This is a genomic window from Aliisedimentitalea sp. MJ-SS2 (genome assembly GCF_032586155.1).
In the GTDB taxonomy this organism is placed as follows: domain Bacteria; phylum Pseudomonadota; class Alphaproteobacteria; order Rhodobacterales; family Rhodobacteraceae; genus JAWHTC01.
In genome coordinates, this window is sequence record NZ_JAWHTC010000002.1 from 57,340 (window position 1) to 77,509 (window position 20,170).

At 59.5% G+C, this 20,170-nt stretch carries 19 protein-coding genes; 10 read left to right on the plus strand and 9 right to left on the minus strand.

The window, feature by feature from the left end; genetic code table 11:
* Both RXV86_RS06710 and RXV86_RS06715 read right to left on the minus strand, forming a co-directional pair.
* Nucleotides 1–744: a TRAP transporter small permease gene (locus tag RXV86_RS06710; RefSeq protein ID WP_316298582.1), complete on the minus strand. Its 744-nt coding sequence runs from the start codon at nt 742–744 to the stop codon at nt 1–3.
* A gap of 137 nt (nt 745–881) precedes the next feature.
* Entirely contained in the window at nt 882–1,886 is a 1,005-nt protein-coding gene (locus RXV86_RS06715) for a TRAP transporter substrate-binding protein (RefSeq protein ID WP_316298584.1), read from the minus strand.
* Nucleotides 1,887–2,196: 310 nt separating this feature from the next.
* Here RXV86_RS06715 and RXV86_RS06720 point away from each other — a divergent pair, with 310 nt between their 5' ends.
* Genes RXV86_RS06720 through RXV86_RS06750 form a run of 7 tightly spaced genes read left to right on the plus strand, consistent with a single transcriptional unit; the run spans nt 2,197 to nt 8,517 of the window.
* Nucleotides 2,197–3,039 carry a fumarylacetoacetate hydrolase family protein gene (locus RXV86_RS06720; RefSeq protein WP_316298585.1) on the plus strand — a complete coding sequence of 281 codons (843 nt, stop codon included), beginning with the start codon at nt 2,197–2,199 and terminating at the stop codon, nt 3,037–3,039.
* A 16-nt stretch (nt 3,040–3,055) separates the two neighbouring features.
* Complete coding sequence (gene ltnD, locus RXV86_RS06725; protein ID WP_316298587.1) at nt 3,056–3,961, plus strand: L-threonate dehydrogenase; 906 nt, start codon at nt 3,056–3,058, stop codon at nt 3,959–3,961.
* A gap of 36 nt (nt 3,962–3,997) precedes the next feature.
* Entirely contained in the window at nt 3,998–4,903 is a 906-nt protein-coding gene (locus RXV86_RS06730; protein ID WP_316298588.1) for a phytanoyl-CoA dioxygenase family protein, read from the plus strand.
* 30 nt (nt 4,904–4,933) lie between these two features.
* Nucleotides 4,934–6,106 (plus strand): pyridoxal phosphate-dependent aminotransferase, encoded by a 1,173-nt coding sequence (locus tag RXV86_RS06735; RefSeq protein WP_316298589.1) that lies wholly within the window; start codon nt 4,934–4,936, stop codon nt 6,104–6,106.
* Between the two features lie 19 nt (nt 6,107–6,125).
* Nucleotides 6,126–7,064: a 2-hydroxyacid dehydrogenase gene (locus tag RXV86_RS06740; protein ID WP_316298591.1), complete on the plus strand. Its 939-nt coding sequence runs from the start codon at nt 6,126–6,128 to the stop codon at nt 7,062–7,064.
* A 13-nt stretch (nt 7,065–7,077) separates the two neighbouring features.
* The gene (locus RXV86_RS06745) at nt 7,078–7,866 is read left to right on the plus strand and encodes an HpcH/HpaI aldolase/citrate lyase family protein (RefSeq protein ID WP_316298593.1); all 789 of its coding nucleotides are present in this window, start codon (nt 7,078–7,080) and stop codon (nt 7,864–7,866) included.
* Nucleotides 7,867–8,517 carry a GntR family transcriptional regulator gene (locus tag RXV86_RS06750; RefSeq protein WP_316298594.1) on the plus strand — a complete coding sequence of 217 codons (651 nt, stop codon included), beginning with the start codon at nt 7,867–7,869 and terminating at the stop codon, nt 8,515–8,517.
* Between the two features lie 68 nt (nt 8,518–8,585).
* On the opposite strand, the gene RXV86_RS06755 is transcribed toward RXV86_RS06750, so the two are convergent.
* Genes RXV86_RS06755 through bhcA form a run of 5 tightly spaced genes read right to left on the minus strand, consistent with a single transcriptional unit; the run spans nt 8,586 to nt 13,326 of the window.
* Nucleotides 8,586–9,041 (minus strand): redoxin family protein, encoded by a 456-nt coding sequence (locus RXV86_RS06755; RefSeq protein WP_316298596.1) that lies wholly within the window; start codon nt 9,039–9,041, stop codon nt 8,586–8,588.
* Nucleotides 9,042–9,050: 9 nt separating this feature from the next.
* A complete protein-coding gene (bhcD, locus tag RXV86_RS06760; protein WP_316298599.1) occupies nt 9,051–10,016 on the minus strand; it encodes an iminosuccinate reductase BhcD in 966 nt (321 codons plus the stop codon).
* The gene (gene bhcC / locus RXV86_RS06765) at nt 10,016–11,179 is read right to left on the minus strand and encodes a 3-hydroxy-D-aspartate aldolase BhcC (RefSeq protein WP_316298601.1); all 1,164 of its coding nucleotides are present in this window, start codon (nt 11,177–11,179) and stop codon (nt 10,016–10,018) included. The genes bhcD and bhcC overlap by 1 nt, the downstream gene beginning before the upstream one ends.
* A gap of 15 nt (nt 11,180–11,194) precedes the next feature.
* A complete protein-coding gene (gene bhcB, locus RXV86_RS06770) occupies nt 11,195–12,157 on the minus strand; it encodes a beta-hydroxyaspartate dehydratase BhcB (RefSeq protein ID WP_316298602.1) in 963 nt (320 codons plus the stop codon).
* Nucleotides 12,154–13,326, minus strand: coding sequence for an L-aspartate--glyoxylate aminotransferase BhcA (gene bhcA, locus RXV86_RS06775; RefSeq protein ID WP_316298604.1), 1,173 nt, complete (start codon nt 13,324–13,326; stop codon nt 12,154–12,156). The genes bhcB and bhcA overlap by 4 nt, the downstream gene beginning before the upstream one ends.
* Before the next feature lie 181 nt (nt 13,327–13,507).
* Here bhcA and bhcR point away from each other — a divergent pair, with 181 nt between their 5' ends.
* Nucleotides 13,508–14,332 (plus strand): HTH-type transcriptional regulator BhcR, encoded by an 825-nt coding sequence (gene bhcR, locus RXV86_RS06780; protein ID WP_316298606.1) that lies wholly within the window; start codon nt 13,508–13,510, stop codon nt 14,330–14,332.
* 356 nt (nt 14,333–14,688) lie between these two features.
* Here the strand turns inward: bhcR and RXV86_RS06785 are convergent, their stop codons facing one another.
* Nucleotides 14,689–17,157: a DNA topoisomerase IV subunit A gene (locus RXV86_RS06785; protein WP_316298608.1), complete on the minus strand. Its 2,469-nt coding sequence runs from the start codon at nt 17,155–17,157 to the stop codon at nt 14,689–14,691.
* Between the two features lie 228 nt (nt 17,158–17,385).
* On the opposite strand from RXV86_RS06785, the gene RXV86_RS06790 reads away from it, so the two are divergent.
* A complete protein-coding gene (locus tag RXV86_RS06790) occupies nt 17,386–18,024 on the plus strand; it encodes an SH3 domain-containing protein (protein WP_316298609.1) in 639 nt (212 codons plus the stop codon).
* On the opposite strand, the gene RXV86_RS06795 is transcribed toward RXV86_RS06790, so the two are convergent.
* Complete coding sequence (locus RXV86_RS06795) at nt 18,021–18,842, minus strand: LytTR family DNA-binding domain-containing protein (RefSeq protein ID WP_316298611.1); 822 nt, start codon at nt 18,840–18,842, stop codon at nt 18,021–18,023. The genes RXV86_RS06790 and RXV86_RS06795 overlap by 4 nt on opposite strands.
* 124 nt (nt 18,843–18,966) lie before the next feature.
* Between RXV86_RS06795 and RXV86_RS06800 the strand changes: the two genes are divergently transcribed.
* Nucleotides 18,967–20,127, plus strand: coding sequence for a calcium-binding protein (locus RXV86_RS06800; protein ID WP_316298613.1), 1,161 nt, complete (start codon nt 18,967–18,969; stop codon nt 20,125–20,127).
* The last annotated feature ends 43 nt before the right edge of the window (nt 20,128–20,170 follow it).

Sequence of the window (20,170 nt, forward strand, 5' to 3'; positions counted from 1 at the left end):
TCAGGCCCCCTTCGCCGGGTCTTTGGCCCGGTCGGCTATTTCGTGCTTCAACTCTTCGATCTCCGCCTCATCGACTGGCAAGTGGTGCTCGGGCGCCTTGTTCCAATCCTCGATCAGGTTCACCAGCGCCTGGATTGACACCAGCAGAATGATCAGGAGAACCGTCGGTTTCATCGTCGCCGGAATCGGCGGATCAAAGGCGGTCCCGAAGGTTTCCCAACGCAGAAACTTTGCCCGGGCCTCGTTGTACCCACCCCAGATCATCGACACGGTAAAGGCCCAGATCAGAGCAACCGACACCGTGTCGGACAGTTTTTGCGCCCAGCGTGGCATAATGTCGTAAAGCAGGTAAATCCGGATATGGCTGCGCTGCTGCATGGCGTAAAGACCTGCAAGCAGAAAGATGAAACCGGCAATCCACAACGAAAGCTCGTTGGCCCACAGCGTCGGCTTCTCGAACACGTAGCGCAGGACAACCTCGTAGAACATCACCGACACCAGCAACATGACCAGCATCATCGCCACCCGCCCCATGAACAGGCTGATGTCATCCCAGCGGGTTTCCGAGTCCTGTTCGATCGACGTGGTGCGCACGGTGCGCACCCCCATTACCAGCGACACCGCAACGATCAGAGCTGATAAATACTCCAACGCCCCTGCCGGTACATAAGTCGAGGTAATTGCGTTGTTTGCCCACCCGAAGGTCAGAATGAATTTCGGAAAGTTCCAGATCAGGTAAGCCATGCTGGCGACAAATAAACTTGGCCACAGCAACTCCTTGAACGAATCGATCGCCCTCACGGTTGAAACCCTCCCCGCTTCAATCTTGCTTTTTGACAAATTGGCGGACCGCACCCCTGCGCGGCCCGCCTCATTAGGCTTTATTCCGCGACCAGACCAAGCTGCCCAAGGAACGCCATGTGGCTGTCAACCAACGCCCGGGCTTCCGGGGTCTTGTCGGCCCAACCCTGCCATGCGCCCTGAGCCGCCTTGCGGAAATCGGCACGGTCAGCCGGCGACCAGTCGTGGATGGTCACGCCAGCAGCTTCCAAGGCCGCTTTGGCTTTCAGGTTTTCCACGTCCATCGCCATGGTCAGGCGGAACGACAGCTTCTGCATCGCCACATCGAGAATACGACGGTTCTGCTCGCTGAGGCCTTCATAAGCGTCGACACGACAGGCCAAGTGGTCCGACGGCATCGAGTGGAAGCCCGGATAGGTGGCGTGCTTGACGATGTCATAGAGACCCAGGCCAACGTTGTTGGCCAGCGATGAGGCATCGGCACCATCAATGATACCGGTTTCCAGCGCCGTAAAGATCTCGTTGAAATCCATCACGATCGGGCTTGCGCCCATGGCCGCGAAAATCTCGGTTTCCAGGCCCGGCGGCGAACGGAATTTCCAGTCTTTCAGATCTGCCGGCCCGGCAATCGGACGCGAGGACGACATCGATTCCTGTCCGTTGATCCACCAACCGACCAGCTTCATGTTATATTGGCCGTAAAGCGCGTCCGCCGCTTCGAACCCACCACCATGATACAGCCACGAGTATTGCTGCCACGGCGAGTCATAACCGCCCATGATGTCGCCGACGAACTGGAACGCAGGGTTCTTGCCGGTCTGATAGGCACCACCGGTCATGTCGCAATCGAGAATCCCGGTCGACGCGGCGTCGAACGTTTCCACCGACTTCACAACCGACGACGAATAGAACATCTCGACATTCAGGTCGCCGCCCGACATTACCTTGATATCGTCAAGGAACCCCTGGATTTGCTGGCCCGAGATAGTTTCAGGCGCATAATGCGTCTGAATGCGCAGTGTATCAGCCGCAGCCGGAATAGCCACCAAGGTAGCCAGTGCGGCCGAAAGTAGAGTTGATTTCATTGATCGTTTCCTCCCAAAAAAAGTCCTTTCGGTGAACATCAAAATGGGGCCTCCTCCCCCATCAAACGCCCAGACCGAAACCGAGCGCGGGACTCAATCGAATCCCGGCTTGATTTTTGGTATACCACTCACTTTCATTTTGGTATACCAAAATTCTGAAGACCGGTCTGAAATCTGCGATTTCCGCTTTTCTTCAACGAAAAACAAGGGCTCAAATTCCCGGCGGCGTCGCGGAATCGGGCTGAATTCAAGCGCTGCCCGTGCAACACGCCGACCCAAGACTCAACAGTGCGCCAAAGACAGGAACAACATGAAACTTCTCCGATATGGTCCAAAGGGCCAAGAAAAACCCGGCATTCTGGACGCTGACGGCAATGTTCGCAGCCTCGACGGACAAGTTGCCGATTTCGCAGGTGAAAACGTATCCCTCACCGCCCTGGATGCCATTCGTGCGCTCGATCTTTCGGCCCTGCCCGTGGTGGCACCCGACCGGATCGGAGCATGCCTGGCAGATGTGCCCAATTTCTATTGCATCGGCCTGAACTACGCCAAACACGCCGCCGAAACCGGTGCCGAGCCTCCGAAAGAACCGATTCTCTTTTCCAAATCGACTTCCGCCCTGTCCGGGCCGTTCGATCCAGTTGTAATCCCGCGCGGATCAAAGAAAGCTGACTGGGAGGTCGAACTGGGCGTCGTGATCGGAAAACATGCAAGCTATGTCTCAGAAGAGGACGCCCTGGACCATGTTGCCGGCTACTGCACGATCAACGACATGTCCGAGCGCGAGTTTCAGATCGAACGCGGTGGCCAGTGGGTCAAAGGCAAATCGGCGCCGACATTCGGCCCAACCGGCCCCTATCTGGTGACCGCAGACGAAGTTCCGAACCCGCAGGCGCTGCGCCTGTCACTCGATCTGAACGGGGAAACGGTTCAGGACAGCGACACCTCGGACATGATCTTCTCGGTACCCGAAATCATCTCCTACATGTCACAGTTTATGGCCCTGCGGCCTGGTGACATCATCGCCACCGGCACCCCGTCGGGCGTTGGCATGGGCATGAACCCACAACGATTCCTGCGCCCCGGGGATGTCATGGAGCTTGAGGTCGAAGGCCTTGGCCGCCAGCGCCAGGAAACGGTCGCAGCGGACTGAGCCGGCGGAACGGGACATGACACGGACGGACGCAAAAAACATTCTGGTCGTCGGACTGGGGTCCATGGGTTTCGGCATGGCCGAAAGCCTGCTGAGCGCCGGGCACAATGTGTTCGGTGCCGATATCGACGCCGAAAAGGTTCAGACCCTGTGCGCGAAAGGTGCGCAAAGCGCAGATCAGCTTGGCAAAAGCGAAGCGGATGTTCTTGTATCCGTGGTGTTGAACGCCGAACAGACCGAAACGGTTCTGTTCGGCACGCCGGACTTGGCCGCCCGTGTTGCGAAGGGTGGCGTTGTTCTGTCTTGTGCGACGGTCGCCCCGTCCTTTGCTCAAGAGATGGCGGCCCGGGCAACCGCGCGCGGCCTTCACTATCTGGATGCGCCTATTTCCGGCGGTGCTGTGCGCGCCGCAGCAGGTCAATTGTCGGTCATGGCAAGCGGCAGCGACGCCGCATTCGCCGCCGCATCCCCAGCGCTGGACGCCATGGCAGAAACCGTTCACCGGCTGGGCGATACCGCCGGGGCCGGATCGGCTATGAAAGCGGTCAATCAGCTGCTCGCCGGTGTTCATATCGCCGCGATGGGCGAGGCGCTCGCTTTCGGAATGACCCAAGGCTTGGATATTGGCCGGATGATAGACGTCATTTCGGTCTCTGCCGGCACATCGTGGATGTTTGAAAACAGAGCCCCGCATGTGCGGGATGCCGATTACACCCCGCGTTCGACGATCAGTATCTGGCCCAAGGATCTCGGCATCGTGTCCGAAATCGCCCAATCCGCCGGGCTCGACGTGCCAATCACCCGAACCGCGCTCGAACGCTACCGTGAAGCCGCCGGTTCCGGGCTTGGCCTGGAGGACGACGCAGCAATCATCAAACCCTATGCGGCCTCCGTCGGCCTGAAACTGCCCGGAGAGGAATAAAAATTTTTCTGCCTGCAATTGTTCGGAGATACGACCATGCCCAAGCCGATTTCGCTCGAAGACGGAACACTGCCAAAGGAAGAACGCGACGCCTATTGGCGCGATGGGTTTATCTTTCCGATCCAGGTGTTTTCGGAAAAGGAAGCTGAGTCGCTTCGCAATGAGCTGGAGCAACTGGAACAGGACTGGCTGACCGCCGACCTGCCCCACCCACTCTTGCAATACAAACGCATCAACTCGAACTGCGTGCTTCCGTTCGCTGCGCGCACGGCAACGGATCCTCGGGTTCTTGACGCGGTCGAAGGCATTCTGGGGCCGGACATCCTGATCTGGTCCGCCGAGTTCTTTATCAAGGAGCCGCGCACCACCCACATCGTCGGCACCCATCAAGACCTAACCTATTGGGGCATGGGGGAAACCTCGGACCAGGTCACCGCGTGGATTGCCCTCTCTCCCGCAACGGTGGAAAGTGGGTGCATGGATTTTGTCGCGGGCAGTCACAAAAACCCGATCCTGCCGCATAACGACACATTTTCGGAAAACAACCTGCTATCACGCGGACAGGAAATCGCCGTCGATGTCGCGGATAAGGACAAAACCCCTATCGAGCTGCAACCCGGGCAGATGTCCCTGCATCATGGGCTGACAATTCATGGCTCGGGGCCCAACAGCTCGGATGACCGCCGGATCGGCTTCGCCATCCGCTATATCAACCCCAACGCCAAGCAGCTTCGTGCCTCCCGCGATTATGCGATGCTGGCGCGTGGGGTCGACCGCTCGGGGCATTTCCTGCATTTCGCCCCGCCGACCCGGATTTTCTCGCCGGAAAGCCTGCGCCTGTTCGACGAGATCCGCACGGCCCGCGCCGAAGCCCTGACGGAAGGCGCCGAACAAAGCGTCGGCCTCTACAATGAACGCCACAAGGACGACGCGCGAAAATGACTCGCTTCGCAAAGAGATAAAGGACCACGCATGACCTCGCAGTTACAATTCGCCGATAGCATTTCGCGACTTGGCACGGAATCCGCTTTCGTGGTCCTGGCACGGGCGCAGAAACTGGCGTCCGAAGGCAAGGACATCATCAATCTCGGGATCGGCCAACCCGATTTCCGCACCCCGGACCACATCGTCGAAGCCGGGATCAAGGCGCTGCAAGACGGCCATCACGGTTACACCCCGGCAAATGGCCTTCCCGCCCTGCGCGAGGCGGTTGCCGCCGACCTGCACCGCCGTCACGGCGCCGAGGTCAATCCCGACAACGTCATCATTGTTCCCGGCGGCAAGCCCACCATGTTCTTTGCGGTGTTGATGTTCGGCCAGCCCGGGGTCGAGATCATGTATCCCAACCCGGGGTTCCCGATCTATGAGTCGGTCATCAAGTACTCCGGTGCCACCCCGGTGCCCATTGCGCTGCACGAGAAGAACGGCTTTGCCTTCTCGGCCGAAGCCGTGCTGGGCCAGATCACCGACAAGACACGGCTGATCATCATCAACAGCCCGGCCAACCCGACCGGCGGCGTTACTCCGAAAGAGGAAATCGACAAGCTGGTCGCGGGCCTGATGGACCATCCGCATGTCGCCCTGATGTCGGACGAGATCTATTCAAACATGCTCTATGGCGGGCGTGAACATGTCTCGCTGCTGAACTACCCGGAAATCCGTGATCGTCTGATCATGCTGGATGGCTGGTCGAAAACCTATGCCATGACCGGCTGGCGGCTGGGTTATGCCGTCTGGCCTGACAGCATGGTCGACCCGGTGACCCGGCTCTGCATCAACGACCATTCCTGCGTGAACGCGGCCACCCAGTATGCCGGGATCGCCGCGTTGGAAGGGCCGCAGGACGCGGTGCACGACATGGTCCGCCAGTTCGACACGCGCCGCGAGGTGATCGTGCATGAGCTCAACAGCCTGCCCGGCATAAGCTGCACCGACGCAGCCGGAGCGTTCTACGCCTTCCCCAACATTTCGGGCACCGGTATGACAGCGGCGCAGGCGCAGGACCGGTTCCTTGACGAGGCCGGCGTGGCCTCCGTGGCCGGTACCTCTTTTGGCGCCTGGGGCGAAGGTTACGTGCGCTTCTCCTATGCCAACAGCACCGAAAACATACTCGAAGCCATCAACCGCATCCGCGGCATTCTGTAATTTGCAAAGGGACCAAGACATGACGAACGTTCTGGCAATCGGGCATTACGCCGACCACGACCAAGACGCATTGAGGGCCGATCTTTTAGCCCGGATCGTCACCACGAATGCCGAAATCGCCGCTCTGCCAGAAACCGATCGGCAGCAAGTGACGGCGCTGGCCTTCATGGGGCATGAGCCCTTCGGCGGGACCGACATGGACCTCCTGCCCAATCTCGGTCTGATCGCCAATTTCGGCGTTGGCTACGATGCCATCGACGTCGACGCCGCTGGCGCGCGCGGCGTCAAGGTGACGAACACGCCCGACGTCCTGAACGACGATGTGGCGGACCTTGCCGTCGCCCTGCTGATCGCGCAGGGGCGCGAAATGATCCCGGCCTCGAACTGGGTGACCTCCGGCAACTGGGGCACAAAGGGCAACTTCCGGCTGGCCAGAAAGATCAGCGGCGGCAGTGCCGGGATTGTCGGTCTTGGACGGATCGGGCGCACCATCGCCGACCGGCTGACCGCCTTCAAGATGGACATCCACTATACGTCGCGCCGCGAGAAAGAGACGCCGGGCTGGACCTACCATTCCAATCCAGTGTCGCTGGCCAAGGCGGTCGATTATCTGATCGTTGCACTGGTGGGGGGGCCGGACACGGAAAACCAGGTCTCGAAAACGGTTCTCGAGGCGCTTGGCCCGCGCGGGATCGTCGTCAATATTTCGCGCGGCTCTACTGTCGATGAGGACGCGCTTTTGGACGCCCTGGAAAACGGCACGATTGCCGGTGCAGGGCTGGATGTATTCCAGGGCGAGCCCCAAATCGATCCGCGGTTTCTCAAACTCGAGAACGTGGTTCTGCAACCCCACCAGGGATCGGCCACAGTGGAAACCCGCGCCGCGATGGGCCAATTGCAGCGCGACAACATCCACGCCTTTCTCGCGGGCCGCGACCTGCTCACTCCGGTGAACTGAATCGGAGTCTTCGATGAACCTGCCAAAGAACCATTTCAAGCACGCGATCCTGCAGGGAAAACAACAATTCGGGTTGTGGAGTTCGATACGTGACCCCGCCGTCAGCGAAATGCTGGCCGGCTGCGGCTATGACTGGATTGTCCTCGACTGCGAACATTCCCCGCGAGACGTTCAGGAAGTCCTGCACGGACTCCATGCCATGTCGGCCTATCCTGTAGAGCCGGTGGTTCGGGTCAAGAGCCTGGACGTGGCCGAGATCAAGAAGATGCTGGATATCGGCGCGAAAACGATCCTCGTGCCCTATATCCAGAACGCGGAAGAAGCCCGGCTTGCGGCGGCGGCGGTCACTTACCCGCCCGGCGGATTGCGCGGCGTCGCCGGCGGCACGCGCGCCAATCTTTTTGGCGCAATCCCCGACTATTTCGACAAAGCCCGCGATGAAATCTGCCTGATCGTCAAGATTGAAACCCGCGAAGCCATGGAAAACCTAGAAGAAATCGTTTCGACCTATGGTGTCGATGCTATCTTCGTCGGCCCTGCCGACCTCGCCGCAAGCCTTGGGCACCCGGGCAACCTGAAACACCCCGACGTGAAGGCAGCGATTGCCGAAACCATCCGTCGCGTACGGGACCTGGGCAAGCCAGCCGGGTTCCTATCGCCCGATGCGGAACTGCTGGATCTTGTGTTCGACGCTGGCAGCGTCTTCACCGCGATTGACATCGACTTGACAGCACTGCGTCGCATTGCGGTGGCCCGTCTGTCCGAGTATCACAGCCGGAAACAACGCAGTCAGGAAAAGTAAATGGCGGATCAAGTCCTTGCAGAAAACATCGCGAACCAGTTGCGTCGGGATATTCTGCGCGGGAAATTTCCGCCGGGCGCGCCGATCAAGGAACGCGACAACGCGGCAGAAATGGGCGTCAGCCGAACCCCCATGCGCGAAGCGATCAGAATCCTGGCACGCGAAGGCCTTTTGGTCCTTCGGGCGTCCCGCAGTCCCATCGTCGCCAAACCATCGTTCAAGGAAATCTCGGACGCGGTTGACGTGCTTCTGGCCTTGGAGAACTTGTCGGTGGTTCTGGCCTGCCGGAACGCGTCGGATAAGGACCTGGCAAATCTCAAGGCGATCCACAAGGACATCGCCGACAGGTACGATGACCTTGACCCTTTGGACCTGTTCGAAATCGACATGTCCTTTCACAGCGCCATCGCCAAGGCATCTCATAACGCATCGCTGTTTGGCACGTATCGCTCGTATCTTGAGCGGCTATGGCGCGCCCGTTTCCTGTCGGCGCGGCAACGACGGAACCGCGACCGTGTGATCAACCACCACACCGCACTTCTACAGGCGCTGACGGACCGCGACGAGGCGGCCGCCAGGGCGGCCATTCGCGTACACCTTGGAAACCTCGCCGACGACATTCGCCCAAGCATTGAGGAAGAACAGGACTGATTTCTGCGCGGACCGTCATGGCGTCTTTGCCAATGTCGCAACGTCGGTGCCCGTTCCGTTTGCCGCGCTCAGGTCGCCCGTTGTTTCAGATAGTTCCGCATAGTTTGCGCGCAGGAAACGGTCACCGGAACACCGGGCGGGTTGTTCCTCCGGTCGGGTTCGGCAAAGGTCTGTTCGATCTCGCCATCGACAATCAGCATGGAATACCGCCAACTCCGGTGGCCCATGCCCTGATCGCTTCGTGGTACCAGCTTATCCGGGGTCTTGGCCAAGTCCCCATTTCCGTTTGGCAGCAGGCGCACCTTTTCGATGCCAAACGCCTTTCCCCACTGGGACATGACGAAAGCATCGTTGACCGAAACACAGATCACCTCGTCCACGCCCAGCGCCGTTGTCTCGTCATGCAGGGCTTCGAAACCTGGCAGGTGGCTTTCCGAACAGACAGGTGTGAACGCGCCGGGAAGCCCGACGTGCAATCGAACCTGCGACCAAGTCGCCTGATTGCAGCCATCACGACCGGGCATTCCACCTTGCTACAGGTCCGTCTCCACAGCTGTTCCAGCCGCGCGCGCCAACTCGACGACCGCCCCCGCCACAGCCAGATCCTGTAAACCGACACCTGTCCCATCGAATAGTGTCACCTCGTCCTGAGACGACCTACCCGGGTGGTCTTTATTGATGACCGCTCCCAACTCAACAATGTCGCTCGCGCCGATCAGGTTTCCGGCGACAGCGTGCTGGCATTCACCGATGCTGGTCGATTGCGCAATCTCGTCAGTAAACGCCGTTGCGCGGGCCACCAGTTCGGCCTCGACCTCCTGCTTACCCTTGGTGTCGGTTCCCATACAGGCGATATGTGTTCCCGGCTTGATCTGGTGCGATTTGAGGATCGGCTCAAAGCTCGATGTAATGGTGATCACCACGTCGGCTTGCGCACCGAGCTCGTCCAAATCGACCGCCTCGAACGGCAATCCGATTTCGGCCGCCGCCTTTGCAAGCGTCTCGAGCCGTGCGGGGTTGCGGTTCCAGCCGACAATTCTTTCAAAGTCACGTTGCTCGGCGGCGGCGCGCATCTGAAAGGCCGATTGATGCCCGGCCCCGACCATCCCCAGAACCTTGGCGTCTTCCCGCGCCAGATGCGCAATTGAAACCGCCGACGCAGCCGCCGTGCGCAGCGCAGTCAGATAATTTCCTCCGACGACGGCCTTCAACCGCCCGGTGTCCGGGTCGAACAGAAAAACTGTCGACTGATGATTGGTCAGCCCCTTGGCCTCATTGCCCGGCCAGTACCCGCCTGATTTCAGGCCCAGTGTCAGACCCGCGCGGTCAAATCCGGATTTGAACCCGTAAAGCGCGTCGGCGTAACCGATATCTTCGCGGATCACCGGAAAATTATAGGCTTCGCGCCGCGACATGGCGGCGAACACCCCTTCCACGGCATCGAACGCCGCGCCGCGGTCGATCAACGCAGGGATCGCACTCTCGGGAACGACAATCATCAATAGGCCTTCCCGCGGGCAGAAACCGGCCACAGGGTTTCCACCTTGCCGCCGCGTACACCCACATACCAGTCATGAACATTGGCCGTCGGGTCGCAATGCCCCGGCACCAGCCGCAGCTTGTCACCCACATTCAACACGGCGTTCGGGTCGGCAATCACGCCGTGCTCGTCCGAGCACTTGATGTATTCAACGTCGTTGCGGCCATAAATTACCGGCAACCCGGAATCGATCGACTGTGCTTTCAGCCCGGCATCGCAAATCGCCTTGTCAGGCTTGGCGTGGCTCATCACCTGGGTCAGAATGAAAAACGCGTTTTCCCACTCACCCTGGTCGATGCGGTTGCCATCCCTGTCCAGGATGCGACCATAATCGGCATCCATGAAGGCGTAAGAGCCGCATTGCAACTCGTTGTAGACACCCGAGTTGGATTCAAAATAATAGCTGCCGGTACCCCCGCCCGAGACCAGTTCGCACGCGATCCCTTCGGCGTTCAGCCCTTCGACGGCGTCTTTCACCTGCGCGATGGCGATGTCCAGTTTTTCCTGGCGATCCTCATAGCTATCAAGGTGCTGCATCGCTCCCTGATAGGCTTGGATACCGGAGAATTTCAGATTGTCGGCGGCCTCAACCGCCTTGGCGATCTCAACCACCGCCTCGGTTGTGGTCACTCCGCAACGGCCCGCGCCACAGTCGATTTCCACGAAGACTTCCAACTCGGTGCCGTGGTTTTTCGCGGCCTCCGACAGTTCGGCAACATTGTCGATGTCATCCACGCAAACGATGGTCCGCGCACCCAGTTTGGGCAACTGTGCCAGCCGGTCCAGCTTGAGCGGGTCGCGCACCTGGTTCGACACCAGGATGTCCATGATACCACCACGCGCAAACACCTCGGCCTCACTGACTTTCTGGCAGCACACCCCGACTGCCCCGCCCAGGCTTTCCTGCAGCTTGGCCACGTCGACCGACTTGTGCATCTTGCCATGAACCCGGTGACGCATCCCATGCGCCTTGGCATAGTCGCCCATTTTCTTGATGTTGCGCTCCAACGCGTCCAGATCCAGCACCAGACAGGGCGTCTGGATATCGGCCTCGTCCATACCCGGCAGCGCCGGCACATCGAACCCGACCTCAAGGCCCTCGAAACTCGTTTGCTTGTTCATGACAGTTCTCCCTGTTCAGGATTTCATCCAGGGCAATTTGTCGAGATCGACATTACCCCCCGTGATAATGACGCCCACGCGCTTGCCCGCGAACACGTCGTTGTTCTTCAAAATGGTGGCCAGCGGTACCGCGCTCGACGGCTCCATCACGATCTTCATCCGTTGCCAGATCAGTCGCATTGCCGCGATGATCTCGTCTTCCGTCGCGGTCAGGATGTCGGTGACGTGGTTCGATACGAAATGCCAGGTCAGGTCCTTGAGCGGCACTTTCAAACCGTCCGCCACCGTTTCCGGCGCATCATCGGCGATGATGTGACCGGCCTTGAAACTGCGATAGGCATCGTCGGCATTCAGCGGCTCCGCCGCGTAAATCTTGGTCTCTGGCGCGATGTTGGACAGCGTCAGGCATGTACCCGACACCATGCCCCCGCCGCCAATCGGCGCCACGACAGCATCCAGCGGTCCGGCCTGCTCCAATAGCTCCATCGAACAGGTCGCCTGGCCCGCGATCACCCGCGGATCGTTATATGGATGGACAAAATCCGCCCCGGTCTGCTTGTGAACCTCGGCGAACACCTCCTCGCGCGACGAGGTGGACGGCTCGCATTCGGTGATCGTGCCGCCATAGCCGATCACCGCATCCTTCTTGGCCTGCGGCGCCGTGCGCGGCATGACAACATGGCACGGAATACCCCGACGACCCGCGGCATAGGACAGGCTCAGCGCGTGGTTGCCGGAACTATGGGTCGCCACGCCCTTGCCGGCGGCCTCATCATCCAGCCCGAACACCGCATTCGACGCGCCCCGCACTTTGAACGCCCCGGCCTTCTGGAAATTCTCGCACTTGAAAAACAACTCCGCACCGGTCAGCGCGTTCATGTAGCTGCTGGTGAACACCGCCGTTTCGTGCACGTAGGGCTTGATCCGTTCGCGGGCGTCCAACGCATCCTGGAATGTGGGAATATACATCTCGGTCATCCTTCCATTGCCGCACGATAACTGGCTTGTGCCGCCGCAACCCCGGATCCAAGCGTGATGTCCAAGCCCATGTCGCACATTGCCATCTCGGCGGTGGCAATCCCCGATAGCGCCATGGGTTCGGTCAGGCTGCCGAGGTGGCCGATCCGAAACACCTTGCCCGCGACCTGGCCCAGCCCCGCACCGAACGCCATGCCGTATTTCCGATCCGCATGCGACACCAGCGCGTTGCCATCAACACCCTCTGGCATCACGATTGCCGTCACCGTATCCGAAAGAAGCTCCGGAGATGTGGCACAAAACGCCAACCCCCACGCCCGGACGGCGTCGCGCACCCCTTCGGCAAGCCGGTGGTGGCGGGCAAAGACAGCCTCAAGCCCCTCTTCGAGAAGCATTTCCGTCGAAACCTTAAGCCCGTTCAACAGACCCACCGGCGGGGTATAGGGATAACCCGCGTTCGGATACCCGTCCAACATGTTGCGAAGATCGAAAAAGAACCGGCCGAGCGTGGCGTTTTCCATAGCCGACAGGGCCTTCCGGCTCACCCCGACGATGGCCAGGCCAGCGGGCAACATGAAGCCCTTTTGCGAACCGGTCACCGCCACGTCAACGCCCCAGTCGTCCATGCGGAACTCCATCGACCCGATCGAACTTACGCCGTCGACGAACATCAACGCCGGGTGCCCCGCCGCATCCAGCGCGCGACGCACTGCGGCGACATCGCTGGTCACGCCGGTGGCGGTCTCATTATGGGTGACGAGAACGGCCTTGATCTTGTGAGCCTTGTCATCGGTTAACGCCGCAGCGAAGGCATCAACCGGCAAACCGTTGCCCCAGATCTCCTCGATCACGTGTACATTCAGGCCGTGGTGACGGCACATATCGATCCACTTCTGCGAAAACATGCCGAAATTCGCGGCCAGCACTGTGTCGCCTGGATTGAGCGTGTTGGTCAGCGCGACTTCCCACCCCCCCGTGCCCGAGGCGGGGAAAATGGCAACCTTCCCCGACTCTGTGCGCAGGATTTTGCGGACATTCTCGAGGGCCGGAAGCAGGATGTCGGCAAAAGCCGAGGACCGATGATCCAGCGTTGCCATGTCACAGGCCTTGCGGATCGCGTCTGGTATGTTTGTGGGTCCGGGAATGAATACGGGATTCTGGTCCGACATTGCGCCCTCTGCGTTGACTCGCGCAACCATCATCGAACCCACCAGATTTCGCAATTTTTTTAAAAATTTTTTCAATTTTTATGATTTGTAAATTTCTCCTTCAGGATCAATGCATTGCATTTTTTCAAAACATGCGTCAGAACTCGGAACAACAAAAAATGCTAACTTTTCGAGAGTGCCAATGACCGAATCCAGCAAAAGAAGCCGCGGACGCCCGCGTGCGTTTCACGATAAAACCGACCAGAACACCATCAAGTCGCTCGACCGCGCGCTGGCAATTCTGGCCACGCTCTCCGAGACCGATAGCCTGTCGTTGTCGGAGCTTGCAGACAGGGCCAATCAACCCGCCGCAACCGTGTACCGCGTCCTGACCACCTTCGCGCGACACGATATCGTCAACCTGAACAACCAAACTCAGCTTTGGCGGATCGGCCCCGGTGCGTTCCGGATCGGCAGCCGCTTCCTGCGCCAGAACAATCTGCTCGAAAACTGCCGCCCGATTATGCACACGCTTATGCTGGCGACGAATGAAACGGCCAATCTTGGCGTCGAGAACCGCGATCAGGTCCTGTTCGTGTCCCAGTCCGAAACCCACCAGACTATCCGCGCCTTCTTCCCGCCGGGCACAAGGAACCCGATGCATTCTTCCGGTATCGGCAAGGCCCTGCTGGCCGAATTTCCGCCTGACCGGGTGGCAGGCATTGTCGAGCGGATGGGCCTTCAGCGCTTTACCGACAACACCATCACCGATCCGAACAGCCTGTCGGAAGAGTTGGAGAAAACCAGACAACAGGGCTATGCCTTCGATGACGAGGAACGCACCGAGGGCATGCGATGTGTCGCCGCTGCCGTGTTCGACCCGTTCGGAAATCCCGTGGCAGGACTGTCCGTTTCAGGGCCCAGCTTTCGCGTCCCGCGCAACGCGGTGCCCGAGCTTGGCGCCCGCGTCAAGGCCGCCGCGAATGACCTGACACATGCAATTGGCGGTGCAAACGGAAGACACTAGCCCAATGGGTGCAGAGCGTCGGAACCAATTGCTATGACACCGGCATCTGGACCGATCGCGACTTGGAAATTGCCCCTAATCCGCAACCTGTATCTTTCGAGACAAAGCGGAAGAACGCCCAAAATCCCGAACTCCACAGGCCGGTTCGATGAAGCGGATGATAGCGTTGGGGGAACCGCGATCCGCAGTCAAACCCACCAACAAATCTGCTTTGCAACACGCAGCTTTGCCGTAGATCTGAGCTGCAGGCTGTCACGCGATTTGGCTCCAACCAGACGCCCTTGAACACAAGAGGACCACCCCAAGCCGACAGGCACACTTCACCCGACGCGATGATGCCCCCGGTTCGGGCGAGTTCAGCTAAACTTGTATGTTTTTGGGAAACCGTAAGGCGGGCGTTTACCAACACCGGCGCGTTTGCCCACCCACTCACTCATATCGGGCTCATGACGAGTCTTGCCGCCGCCCATTTCCCAGCTCAGCCCCTGGTCCCAGACAAATGTGGTTAGGTCGGCCAACCCGCCATCCAGTTCCAGCGCGCCTTGCCGCCCGCGGGCCTGGTTGTATTTCTGCAGCCGCACGCCCTTGCCGCGGCCCATCTCAGGCAGTTCCGACAGCGGGAAGACCAGGAACTTGCCGTTCTGCGAACAGATCGCCACGTGATCACCCGCCACAGGTTTGCAGATTACGGCGACAGTGTCCTTGACATTCAACACCTGCTTGCCCGTCCGTGTCTGGGCCACTACGTCATCTTCGCCGACAACAAAGCCATTGCCCTCGGCTGAGGCGACCAACAGCTTCTCACCGGGCCGGTGAATGAACAGGTCAATGATCTCGGCCTCGTTGGGCAGGTCCACCATCAGGCGCACCGGTTCACCCATGCCGCGCCCACCCGGCAGGTTCGACGCCTGAAGCGTGTAGAACCGCCCATTGGTCGCAAACACCAATAGCTTGTCAGTGGTCTCGGCATGGAACAGGAAACGCCCCTCGTCACCGTCCTTGAACTTCAACTCGCGGCTCAGGTCGATATGGCCCGACATTGCCCGGATCCAGCCCATCTTTGAGCAGACAACCGTGATCGGTTCCTTCTCGATCATCGCTTCCAGCGGCACGTCCTCGATCTCGACCGCCTCGGTAAACTGGGTGCGGCGTTCACCGATCTCGTGGCCGGCACCGAAGGTCTTGCGCACGGCCTTCAACTCATCCGAAATCCGATCCCATTGCAGGGTGTCGCTTTCCAATAGGTCTTCAAGCTCTGCGCGTTCTTCCATCAGCGCGTCGCGCTCCTTGATCAACGCCTCTTCTTCCAGGCGGCGCAAGGACCGCAGGCGCATGTTCAGGATCGCCTCGGCCTGCACATCCGACAGCCCGTTTTCACGCCCTGCATAAGAATGCGGAATGGCACGGGTGCCATCATCGGATTCGGACAACACGCCCGAAGCAATCGCATCTTCATCGGCAATCAGGCTCAGCGACCCGACATCCACGCCCACCAAAGGCGAAACATAGGATGTTTCATCCATTGCGCGGGCGATGGTCTCTTGATGCGGACGGCTCCAATCCTCGTACATCAACGCGACCTTGGGATCATCATCGTAACGGATGATGTCGATCACCCGATCAAGGTTCAGGAACGCCGTGATCAACCCCGACAGAACTTCGAGCCGGTTGTCGATCTTGGCCATCCGGTATTTCGACCGCCGGATCAGAACCTCACGCCGGAAATCAAGGAAGGCGCGCAGCACTTCCTTCATTGAACAGACCTTGGGTGTTACCCCATCAATCAGCACGTTCATGTTGAGCGAGAACCGCACCTCAAGATCTGAGTTGCGGAACATCATGTTCATCAACACGTCTGGGTCGACGTTCTTGGATTTTGGCTCAAGGATCAGGCGAATATCGTCGGCAGATTCATCCCGTACATCCCCAAGAATCGGGATCTTCTTGGTCTGGATCAGTTCGGCGATCTTCTCGATCAGCTTGGATTTCTGCACCTGATAGGGAATCTCGGTGACAACCACCTGCCACTGGCCACGGCCCAGATCCTCGATCTCCCATTTGCTGCGCAGACGGAATGACCCGCGCCCCGTGCGATAGGCCCTGGCGATATTCTCGCGCGGCTCGACAATCACGCCGCCAGTGGGGAAATCCGGGCCGGGCACGTAATTCAAGAGCGTGTCGTCGCGCGCATCCGGCGTCTTGATCAGGTGCAGACAGGCGCCAATCAGCTCGTCGATATTATGCGGCGGAATATTCGTCGCCATGCCCACGGCGATCCCCGCCGCACCATTGGCCAACAGGTTCGGAAACTGCGCCGGCAGGACCGACGGCTCTTCCAAACGCCCATCATAGTTGGGCCGGTAGTCCACTGCGTTCTCGTTCAGCCCTTCCAGCAGGGCCTCGGCAAACACCGTCATCCGCGCCTCGGTATACCGGCTGGCCGCAGGGTTATCGCCGTCGATATTGCCGAAATTCCCCTGCCCGTCGACCAGCGGATAGCGCACCGCGAAATCCTGCGCCAAACGCGCCATCGCGTCATAAATCGCTGCATCGCCATGGGGGTGGAAATCACCCATCGTGTCGCCGCTGATCTTGGCCGATTTCAGGAAACCACCGCCCGAATTCAACCGCAGACGGCTCATCGCATAGAGAATCCGGCGGTGAACCGGCTTCAGCCCGTCCCGCGCATCGGGCAGCGCCCGGTGCATGATTGTCGACAGCGCATAGGTCAGGTACCGCTCGCCAATTGCCCGGCGCAGCGGTTCCGAAATCTGCATACCCTCGTCGTCGCCCGTATCTTCTGGATCGTCCAGCAAATCGCTCATGGCCTGCTTCTAACCGCCCGATTCCACCCCTTCAAGCGGTTTGGCGCCCATACACGTCCGGGTAGGGAATCCCGCACTGGCGCAAACAGGCGCAATTGATGCATCATTACATCAGGGAAAAATCCTAAACACTTCCCCCCCGACTCGGGGTGCGAATCGGGTATAAGGGGGGAAATTGACCATAATTGCGGTCATTTATCAGTGCTTGGGTAAGTGGGGGACGCGCATATGTGGCGCCTGATTGTTATCACATTCGGTTTCATGGGCTTTGCCTTTTACGAACTGAGCGGCGGTTCAGACTACAAACCGTCCGAGCGTTCGCGCCAGCATGCGGCAACGCAGGCCGCTCAACCACCGGCCACGCCCGTGCAACGTCCGGTCAGAGATACCGGCAATGCGCAGATTCTTCTGGCCTCGGCGTCACCTTCGAACATGGAACAGCCCACCCCGCGCCGCTCCACCGTGGTCAGCGACGCTGAAAAACGCCTGCGCCTGACGCTCAACACCGCCCAAACCGCGGTGCCCGCATCCGCAACGACCCACGGCGTAACTACCGTGGCTGCCAATCCTGACAAGATTGCCCGCCTCGTTGCCGCCGCCGGCGCTGCGCGCCCGCAGGCCCAGCCGAAAACCGATGACGCGGTGGCAACCGACGCCGACGATAATCGCGACCTGCGCAAGGTAAAATCGGCCCGTGTGAACATGCGGCAGGGACCGGGTAAAACGTTCAACGTGGTGGCCAAGCTGACCCGCGGAACCGAGGTCGAAGTGATCCGCGATGGCGGCGACGGCTGGGTCAAACTTCGGGTGCTCGACACAGGCCGCGTTGGCTGGATGGCTGATTTCCTGCTGGTCGCAACGAACTAGACTGCGTCTTCGCCAGGCCCAATCCCCAACTGCTGTTGCGCCGCCTTCAGATAGGTGTTCCCAATCGGCAGCCGCCGCCCGTCACGCATCCGCACTTCGGTCTTGCGCCCGGTCTTCTCGATCCCTTTGACAAATTCCCCTGCCACCCAATGCGAGCGGTGAATGCGCGCACCGGGGCAACCTTCCATCAGGTCTATCGCATCACCCAGTCGCATCAAGATCAACGCCGCGCCTTGCGTCGTTGTCACCTCTGCATAGTGATCCTGCATCGAGATGGACACCACCTGTGCGCCCGCATGTTCATCCGGCAGCCGAGACAGCAATGCCGCAGATGTAGATGCGCACGCGGTTTTGGGCTCATCAGTGGTCCCCGGGACGTTCATACCGGCGGGTGAACCCTTGTGCGGTCCGAAAACCATCGGCCACAGCACGAATTCGGTCAGCAATAGCAAGGTGGAAAAAACCGTCACCTGCATCAGCAGCAGCGGAAACTCGGTGCTGATTTCCAGTTTCTGACCAACAGTTCCGAACAAAACAGTGATGTAAGCCGCCGTCGGTACAGCCCCGATCGCCACCCCGATTAGGAACCGCGGGAAACTGGGAATGAACGCTGCCAACCGGCTGTAATAGAACACGTGCAAAATCGGGACGATAATCAACAAGCCGCCCAGTACATCCAATGTCCAGAATACCGCCCGTTCCCAGAAACTCATCAATTCGTAGGTACCAAACGGCCCGACCAAGATGGCCATGAAGGCCACGCCGAAATAGAGGAACAGCTTCCTCTCGGGGTCAAAAACAACGTCAATTTCACGCATCGTGAATACGTTTTGGCGAATAAATTCCTACTTTTCAACGGTTTTGGCGAAGTTGAGCTTTCTATGGCGCGCGGCAAGCCCCTAGCCTCGGCTTCGAACTGCGTTCAACCCAAAGGACATTTTCATGCCCAATACATTGACGATCTCCATCCGTGGCCGTGACGGATTTGACCTCTCTGGGTTCATGAACGATCTGGAACAGGGTCTGTTTTCGACGGATGGAACCACGCTGGAACTGCTCGGCCCCGACGGCACGGCGCTGATGACAGACGCCGGCACGATGGAGCTGCGCATCCCCTACACAACCATCGACGGCCAGGTACACGCCGAAGGCTTCATCCTGATCCCGGATACCCTACCGGTCGTGCGCGCAGTATTTTCCTCGCCCGAACCCTTGGGGTTTCCGGTTTGGACAGACATGCGCCCCCTGTCCTTCTTTGACGCCCTGCTCGGCGACACCCGCTTCGACGTCCGCGGTAGCCGCGGTGACGATGCCGCCGCCGGTAGCGATTTCGGCGACCGCTTCCGCATGGGCAGTGGCGACGACAGCGTGTTCGGCGGCGATGGCGACGATTTGATCAACGGCGGACGCGGCAACGACCTGCTGATCGGCGGCCCCGGCAACGACACCATTTTGGGCGGCGGCGGCAATGACATGCTTGTGCTGGGCGATGGCAATGCCTTGGTCCTGGGCGACGGCAACACGCTTGACCAGATCGTGGCGCGCGGCGGCGCGGGCAACGACATCTTCGTGCAGTTCAGTGGCCAAAGCACCATCACCGGCGGTCCTGGCAACGATGTCCTGATTGTCCAGACCGACAGCGCACTGGCGAATATTTTTGTTCAGTTCCGTGATTTCGGGGCCGAGGATTCCCTGGTCCTGACCGGCCTGTCCGTCAGCCCCGATACCATCGACCCGGCCGACGAAACCCTCGCCGATCTCGAAAACGGCTCGATCGACGATTTCCAATGGCGCGAAACGCCCCGCGGTGTGGAAATTCAGGCCGGTGACGCCCGCATCATCCTGCGCGGTGTCGACGCAGAGGATATCAATCTCGACCAGATCCTGTTCACCGAAAACTCGGCGCTGGAAACTATGGGGATTTTCGATTGCAATCCCGGCCAAGGCATTCTGGGCACTTCGGCATTGGGCGACAACGTCTATATTCAGGAACTTCCCAGCGGCGGCGCCCAATCGACCTCGGAATCCCTGGAGCCTTTCGATGTCTTTTGCGGCGACATTTTCGAATTTGGCACCACTGCCGGCGGCTCCCCCAACATCTAGAAATTTCACCCAAAGGTATTTTCAGTTGCCTAAAGCCGCGCTG

Coding starts and splice junctions, on each gene's coding strand:
- RXV86_RS06710 (WP_316298582.1), bottom strand. CDS start 744: ATGGCTTACCTGATCTGGAACTTTCCGAAATTCATTCTGACCTTCGGG.
- RXV86_RS06715 (WP_316298584.1), bottom strand. CDS start 1,886: ATGAAATCAACTCTACTTTCGGCCGCACTGGCTACCTTGGTGGCTATT.
- RXV86_RS06720 (WP_316298585.1), top strand. CDS start 2,197: ATGAAACTTCTCCGATATGGTCCAAAGGGCCAAGAAAAACCCGGCATT.
- ltnD (WP_316298587.1), top strand. CDS start 3,056: ATGACACGGACGGACGCAAAAAACATTCTGGTCGTCGGACTGGGGTCC.
- RXV86_RS06730 (WP_316298588.1), top strand. CDS start 3,998: ATGCCCAAGCCGATTTCGCTCGAAGACGGAACACTGCCAAAGGAAGAA.
- RXV86_RS06735 (WP_316298589.1), top strand. CDS start 4,934: ATGACCTCGCAGTTACAATTCGCCGATAGCATTTCGCGACTTGGCACG.
- RXV86_RS06740 (WP_316298591.1), top strand. CDS start 6,126: ATGACGAACGTTCTGGCAATCGGGCATTACGCCGACCACGACCAAGAC.
- RXV86_RS06745 (WP_316298593.1), top strand. CDS start 7,078: ATGAACCTGCCAAAGAACCATTTCAAGCACGCGATCCTGCAGGGAAAA.
- RXV86_RS06750 (WP_316298594.1), top strand. CDS start 7,867: ATGGCGGATCAAGTCCTTGCAGAAAACATCGCGAACCAGTTGCGTCGG.
- RXV86_RS06755 (WP_316298596.1), bottom strand. CDS start 9,041: ATGCCCGGTCGTGATGGCTGCAATCAGGCGACTTGGTCGCAGGTTCGA.
- bhcD (WP_316298599.1), bottom strand. CDS start 10,016: ATGATTGTCGTTCCCGAGAGTGCGATCCCTGCGTTGATCGACCGCGGC.
- bhcC (WP_316298601.1), bottom strand. CDS start 11,179: ATGAACAAGCAAACGAGTTTCGAGGGCCTTGAGGTCGGGTTCGATGTG.
- bhcB (WP_316298602.1), bottom strand. CDS start 12,157: ATGACCGAGATGTATATTCCCACATTCCAGGATGCGTTGGACGCCCGC.
- bhcA (WP_316298604.1), bottom strand. CDS start 13,326: ATGTCGGACCAGAATCCCGTATTCATTCCCGGACCCACAAACATACCA.
- bhcR (WP_316298606.1), top strand. CDS start 13,508: ATGACCGAATCCAGCAAAAGAAGCCGCGGACGCCCGCGTGCGTTTCAC.
- RXV86_RS06785 (WP_316298608.1), bottom strand. CDS start 17,157: ATGAGCGATTTGCTGGACGATCCAGAAGATACGGGCGACGACGAGGGT.
- RXV86_RS06790 (WP_316298609.1), top strand. CDS start 17,386: ATGTGGCGCCTGATTGTTATCACATTCGGTTTCATGGGCTTTGCCTTT.
- RXV86_RS06795 (WP_316298611.1), bottom strand. CDS start 18,842: ATGCGTGAAATTGACGTTGTTTTTGACCCCGAGAGGAAGCTGTTCCTC.
- RXV86_RS06800 (WP_316298613.1), top strand. CDS start 18,967: ATGCCCAATACATTGACGATCTCCATCCGTGGCCGTGACGGATTTGAC.